The sequence below is a fragment of the Lysobacter sp. N42 genome (assembly GCF_004344885.1).
Genome location: NZ_SKFB01000087.1, coordinates 1 through 5,379, shown reverse-complemented (window position 1 = coordinate 5,379; position 5,379 = coordinate 1). Strand labels below are relative to the sequence as shown.

The 5,379-nt window shown below is 63.5% G+C and carries 6 protein-coding genes; all 6 read left to right on the top strand.

From position 1 onward, the window contains the following. The first annotated feature begins 95 nt into the window (after window positions 1-95). The 6 genes from EYQ95_RS25770 to EYQ95_RS25745 all read left to right on the top strand — a co-directional run bounded on the left by EYQ95_RS25770 (window position 96) and on the right by EYQ95_RS25745 (window position 5,257). Window positions 96-473 (top strand): hypothetical protein, encoded by a 378-nt coding sequence (locus EYQ95_RS25770; RefSeq protein ID WP_132332008.1) that lies wholly within the window; start codon window positions 96-98, stop codon window positions 471-473. A 120-nt stretch (window positions 474-593) separates the two neighbouring features. Next, window positions 594-1,004: a hypothetical protein gene (locus EYQ95_RS25765; RefSeq protein WP_132332006.1), complete on the top strand. Its 411-nt coding sequence runs from the start codon at window positions 594-596 to the stop codon at window positions 1,002-1,004. 1,943 nt (window positions 1,005-2,947) lie between these two features. After that, window positions 2,948-3,430: a hypothetical protein gene (locus EYQ95_RS25760; protein WP_132332004.1), complete on the top strand. Its 483-nt coding sequence runs from the start codon at window positions 2,948-2,950 to the stop codon at window positions 3,428-3,430. Window positions 3,431-4,303: 873 nt separating this feature from the next. Further along, window positions 4,304-4,573 (top strand): hypothetical protein, encoded by a 270-nt coding sequence (locus tag EYQ95_RS25755; protein WP_132332002.1) that lies wholly within the window; start codon window positions 4,304-4,306, stop codon window positions 4,571-4,573. A 124-nt stretch (window positions 4,574-4,697) separates the two neighbouring features. Continuing rightward, window positions 4,698-4,970: a CopG family ribbon-helix-helix protein gene (locus EYQ95_RS25750; protein WP_132332000.1), complete on the top strand. Its 273-nt coding sequence runs from the start codon at window positions 4,698-4,700 to the stop codon at window positions 4,968-4,970. Then, window positions 4,967-5,257: a type II toxin-antitoxin system RelE/ParE family toxin gene (locus tag EYQ95_RS25745; RefSeq protein WP_132331998.1), complete on the top strand. Its 291-nt coding sequence runs from the start codon at window positions 4,967-4,969 to the stop codon at window positions 5,255-5,257. The genes EYQ95_RS25750 and EYQ95_RS25745 overlap by 4 nt, the downstream gene beginning before the upstream one ends. Window positions 5,258-5,379 lie beyond the last annotated feature (122 nt).

Below are 5,379 nucleotides of genomic sequence, written 5' to 3'. Positions count from 1 at the left end.
CGGCCAAGCTGCCGCAGCTCTGGCATGATCGGCTCCGGATAGCCCGCCGCAGCGGCGCGGCTTAGCTCTGGTGTTAGGCGGCAAGGAAACATGCGATGCGCTTGGTGACAGCAGTTCTTCTATCGGTGGCCCTTGTTGCCGGCTGCAGCAACGATCGGGCCGAGAAGACAGCCCGCATTCGGAATCTTTCTGCGTCGGAGCTCGCTGAAATCCATGCCAGTCTCGATGAGCTCAAGCGAACTGGGGCGCCCATGAACCTGAGGAGCGAGCAGGTCCCTCCAGCCGTTGCCCGGCTGCAACCTGACGGCGTGATGTTCCGCGGCGACAGCGCCTGGATCCATGTGGCCGGACATGTTGACGATAAGGTCTACCTCTTTGTTAACGGGCTAGGGGAGTCGCAGTCGGAGAGGGAAATCGTGCTATCTGCTGGTGAGCTTGAGCCTCAGCAGGTCCTGTGGCGTCAGTCGCGGTAGCCGCCTAACAATTCGTCCAAGCCGACGCCGCTTCGCGGCGCGGCTTAACTCAGGTGTTAGGTGCCGCAAGAAAGCCTGTCGCGCTCGCAGTATCGTGCTGAATTACCTGGAGGAACCCGCATGAAACGTCTCGTCGCAGTCATCGCTCTGTTCGCAATCACGACCAGTGCTCATGCGGGCAAAATGCTCGAGGGCGCTATGTATCGAACCACTGATGGTCACAAGTTGGAGTTCGCAATCGAGAAGAGTCGCGGAACAGGAAAGATGACCGCCGTAGACCCTGCGTCCGGCGAAACCTTCGAAGGCCAGTACTCAGGTCAATTTACAGGCCAAGGGTCCTACTCGGGCACGTTTGGCGGAGAGCGGTTTCAGGCCAACTCGAGGCCGACCGGGGCGGTTGCGGAGGGAGTCCTCGTCGGCAACATGGGGACCGTGATCGAAATCAACCTATCCATCAAGCCGGGCTGGCGTCCTACCGGGTTCGGATCTGGCCAAGACAACAAGGGTGTGGCTTACCGTGTCGTGTTCTAAGCGTTCGCGGGCGGCACCTAACAATTCGTCCAAGCCGACGCCGCTTCGCGGCGCGGCTTAACTCAAGTGTTAGGCCCCGCAGGAAAGGTCGTAGGCGTCGGCGAGTGTCTGCCTACTCTCTGCCACCGTGCTCGGCGGCATGGCTTCGGCAGCATTCGGCGTGGCTCTCGGCTGGGTTCAGGCCAAAGCCCAATTCGCCTTCGGGCTCAGGCTCCATGCGAGCACATCGCGCCTGTTGGTCCCGTCGCGTCGGAGCCGGCTGCCGCTCCGCTTGCGGGTGGCCTCAGCGTCCACACCTCGCACTCGCAGCCACCACCCTCGGCAACGTCCGGGCCGCAGCACCCTTGCACCGATCCGTCGTACCATCGCATCTGGCAGTTGGGCGTCGCGCTCGCAAGTTCCAAGCGCAGGGCGGGGCCTAACAATTCGTCCAAGCCGACGCCGCTTCGCGGCGCGGCTTAACTCAGGTGTTAGGGCCCTCTATGCAGTGTGCGTCGGTGTATGAGGTAAAGGGTGAGCTGCTGGTACACCCGGATTGCATGGCGCCCGCCGGTTACTGGGTTGCCACGGGGCCTTACTTGCGCGTCTCCCGCGCAGCTCCACCAGAAGAGCTCGGGCTTGCCGTCCTAAGTGTCTTGCAGCAATCCCAGCAGGTTTCGTCTGGCTTCGAGGCTATCGGGTCAGAACGCTCGGAAAGCCTCCGGGCGTTGGGCCTGCGGTCGGAGTCCGCGCTACAACGCCAAGCTCAGCTGGTGTCAGTTGAACTCGTGGAGGGAAACATTGCTGTCATCCCGAATCGCAACGGCGGCGTCGCAGGGCCGGGAAAGGGCTTCCACCCGCTCAGCTCTCAGCGGCTGCTAATCTCTTTGCCGGGGCCTGCAGCGGTTGGCGCGGCCGTCCACGCCGCACTCGAGCTCTGTCGCGGAGCGCCCTAACAATTCGTCCAAGCCGACGCCGCTTCGCGGCGCGGCTTAACTCAGGTGTTAGCGCCCTCGGTTGGCCCCGCAACTGGCAGTGCGCTGATCCAAGTTGCACGCTCGCGCCGCCGGTGGCGGTATGCCCGCAAGCCTATCGGGCGTGTGGCAGGCCGGGTGGCTTGGTCGGCTTCACGCCAGCTGCTGTGCACGCAAGGTGCGGTCGTCGTAGGCAAAGCACTTTGCAGTGCGTGCACAGCAACCGGCTCGGCCACGTCTCTGGCGGTTGAGTTCGTCGCTCTGCCGTAGCCCTGTCGGCTCTGCGCCCTGCTCCGCAGCGCGCCCTACTGGCCGTGCCGCCTCGCACGTCGGTCGCCCTCGGCTTGCGGCCAGGTTTTCGTCCACAGCAGGCCGTGGCATGCTCGTCACTGGTGCGCCCGGGAGGGTGGCTTGGTCGTCATCGGCTAGGGCGCTAACAATTCGTTCAAGCCGACGCTGCTTCGTTACGGCAAAAGTCTGGCACTGAAAAGCGTGCCAGTCTTTTGCCTCCACTACGCAGCGCGGCTTAACTCAAGTGTTAGCTGTGTACGTGGCCTGGCCGTATTCAGCGGTGGCGCTCGAGGTTTCCCGTCGTCTTCGGCCACATCCCGCACCGAGATTTCTCGGCTCGCGCCGCGCAAGCCTCGTCGTCTGCGGTATTCCATACCGCCCAGGCGTGACCGGGCGGCGCTCGGATCCCTGGCGGCCCGGATCCTGCGGCTTCGGCCACGGCCGGGGTGTGGCTTTCGCGGGGGTGCTCTGGGCCATCCTCGCTTCGCTCACTGCAGCGGGTGCAAAGCCAAGGGGCTGCAAGTTCGCCTCGGCGGAAAGAGCACCCGCTGCGCACAGCTAACTAGTCGCTCAAGCCGACGCCGCTTCACGGCTCCGGCCAAGCTGCCGCAGCTCTGGCATGATCGGCTCCGGATAGCCCGCCGCAGCGGCGCGGCTTAGCTCTGGTGTTAGCTGCCTAGTGAAGACAACGGAGGCGCCATGAAAGCACTCACTCTGCCTGTGACTGTATCGCTGCTTCTACTGTCGGGGTTCGCCGGCGCGTGCGGAACGCGCCCTCCTGCAGTGCAGGCCGAGATCGATGCTCGTGAGCTAGCTGAGCTTCGGAAGCTCGCGCACGCTGCCGCACAGCAAGCGGAGGAAATTTACGTCGGAACCGTGACTCACCTTACCCGACCAACCTGGGGAACGGATGAGATGGGTTCCGTCACCTTCACCATCAATCAAACTTTCAAGGGGGAGCCAGCTCCCACTCGAACTGCGCAGTGGCAGGGAGCATTCGTGTATTCCCCGTGCGACCCGTCCGCCATGTTCCACAATGTCGGCTTTCGTCCAGGCGGCGTATTCATCGTATATGTCCGTGGCGGAAAAGTGTTCAGATCCGATGCGGCCGATCACCTTCGAAGCGGCCTACTCTCATTAGAGGAAGAGCGGGCAATTGCGGCCGGCTCGGGCAGCAGCTAACAATTCGTCCAAGCCGACGCCGCTTCGCGGCGCGGCTTAACTCAGGTGTTAGGCCGCGGTTGAGTGGTCTCAGCGGTAAGTCGCAGTCAACGGGCCCGGCTTCGGACAGGTCCCGGCAGTTCAAGGGCCCGCTTCGGCTGCATCGGGCGCCGCTCGGGCTTGCGGGAAGTGATCCCTGCGTTAGGCACCCGCTCGGCGCTCAGGCTTCCAACCGCGTCTTGCGGTTAGCACTCCGGCTACAACGGGCTTACGGCTGGGCGGCGCAACGGGCTTTGGCTGCATTCGGGCAAAAGCTCGCCGCGCGGGTGTCGCGGGCTCGGTGCAGTGAGGCCCGCGTATCGGGGCAATCCTGCGCGGGATTGCGTGCCGGCTCCGGCCGGTGCAGAGTGGCCTAACAATTCGTCCAAGCCGACGCCGCTTCGCGGCGCGGCTTAACTCAGGTGTTAGCTGTGTACGTGGCCTGGCCGTATTCAGCGGTGGCGCTCGAGGTTTCCCGTCGTCTTCGGCCACATCCCGCACCGAGATTTCTCGGCTCGCGCCGCGCAAGCCTCGTCGTCTGCGGTATTCCATACCGCCCAGGCATGACCGGGCGGCGCTCGGATCCCTGGCGGCCCGGATCCTGCGGCTTCGGCCACGGCCGGGGTGTGGCTTTCGCCGGGGTGCTCTGGGCCATCCTCGCTTCGCTCACTGCAGCGGATGCAAAGCCAAGGGGCTGCAAGTTCGCCTCGGCGGAAAGAGCACCCGCTGCGCACAGCTAACTAGTCGCTCAAGCCGACGCCGCTTCACGGCTCCGGCCAAGCTGCCGCAGCTCTGGCATGATCGGCTCCGGATAGCCCGCCGCAGCGGCGCGGCTTAGCTCTGGTGTTAGGCCGCATGGGTAGCTACATGGTGGACTGGAAGGTGATCGCTAATTCGCTCGGAATCGTGCTGACCATGATTGGCGTGTACATGGTCTATGCGAACTCGCCTATCAATCACCACATCATCGATGGTGGGAGCCTCGATACAGACTTTGCCGCAATAGAACGCGCGACAATACGCCGAAATAGGTTGATGACCCTTGGCGTATACATCGTGCTCGGTGGCTCGATGCTCCAACTAGCCAGCAACTTTCTGCCGTCGCCATCTGTGGCCGCGGCCTAACAATTCGTCCAAGCCGACGCCGCTTCGCGGCGCGGCTTAACTCAGGTGTTAGGTGCTGCTGGCGGCATTCTTGCAGCCGTGGTGACGATGTAATACATTGCATCCTTCTGCCGGAGTAGCTGCCATGGGCGTCATCTCGATCCGCCTCCAACCCGAAGTTGAGTCCAGCTTGGAAGCCATGGCTGGCAAGCTCCATCGGAGCAAGAACTGGCTCATCAATGAGGCCATCCGCGAATACGTCGCCCGCCAGGAACTGGAACAGGCGCGGTGGAAAGAAACGCTGGGCGCCATTGAATCGGTCGCACAGGGCAAGGCGGTGGCAGGCGAGTCCGTGCATGCCTGGCTGCGGTCGTGGGGAAAGCCGGATGAGCTGCCGCCTCCGGGCGTGGCTCAGTGAGGCTCATCTACTCCCCCGAGGCCGTCCAAGACCTCATTCGCCTCCGCCAGTTCATCGCGGAGAAGGATCCCGCCGCAGCTGCTCGCATCGCAGCCGAATTGGTCGGTCGCATTGAGCAGCTGCTCACTTTTCCAGAAATGGGGCGGCCGGTCCTGCAGAGCCCCGAACCTGGCGCGGTCCGGGACTTCGTGTTTGGCTCATACATCGTTCGCTACACGGTGCACCCGTCCGCCCTCGCGATCTTGCGCATCTGGCATCAGCTCGAGCATCAGCGGAGCAGCACCTAACAATTCGTCCAAGCCGACGCCGCTTCGCGGCGCGGCTTAACTCAAGTGTTAGCGCCCAGGAACGGGCTGCAGGTCACGGGGTGTCGCGTCGCACCGGAGTCTCTGCCGCTCACGGCTGCAGA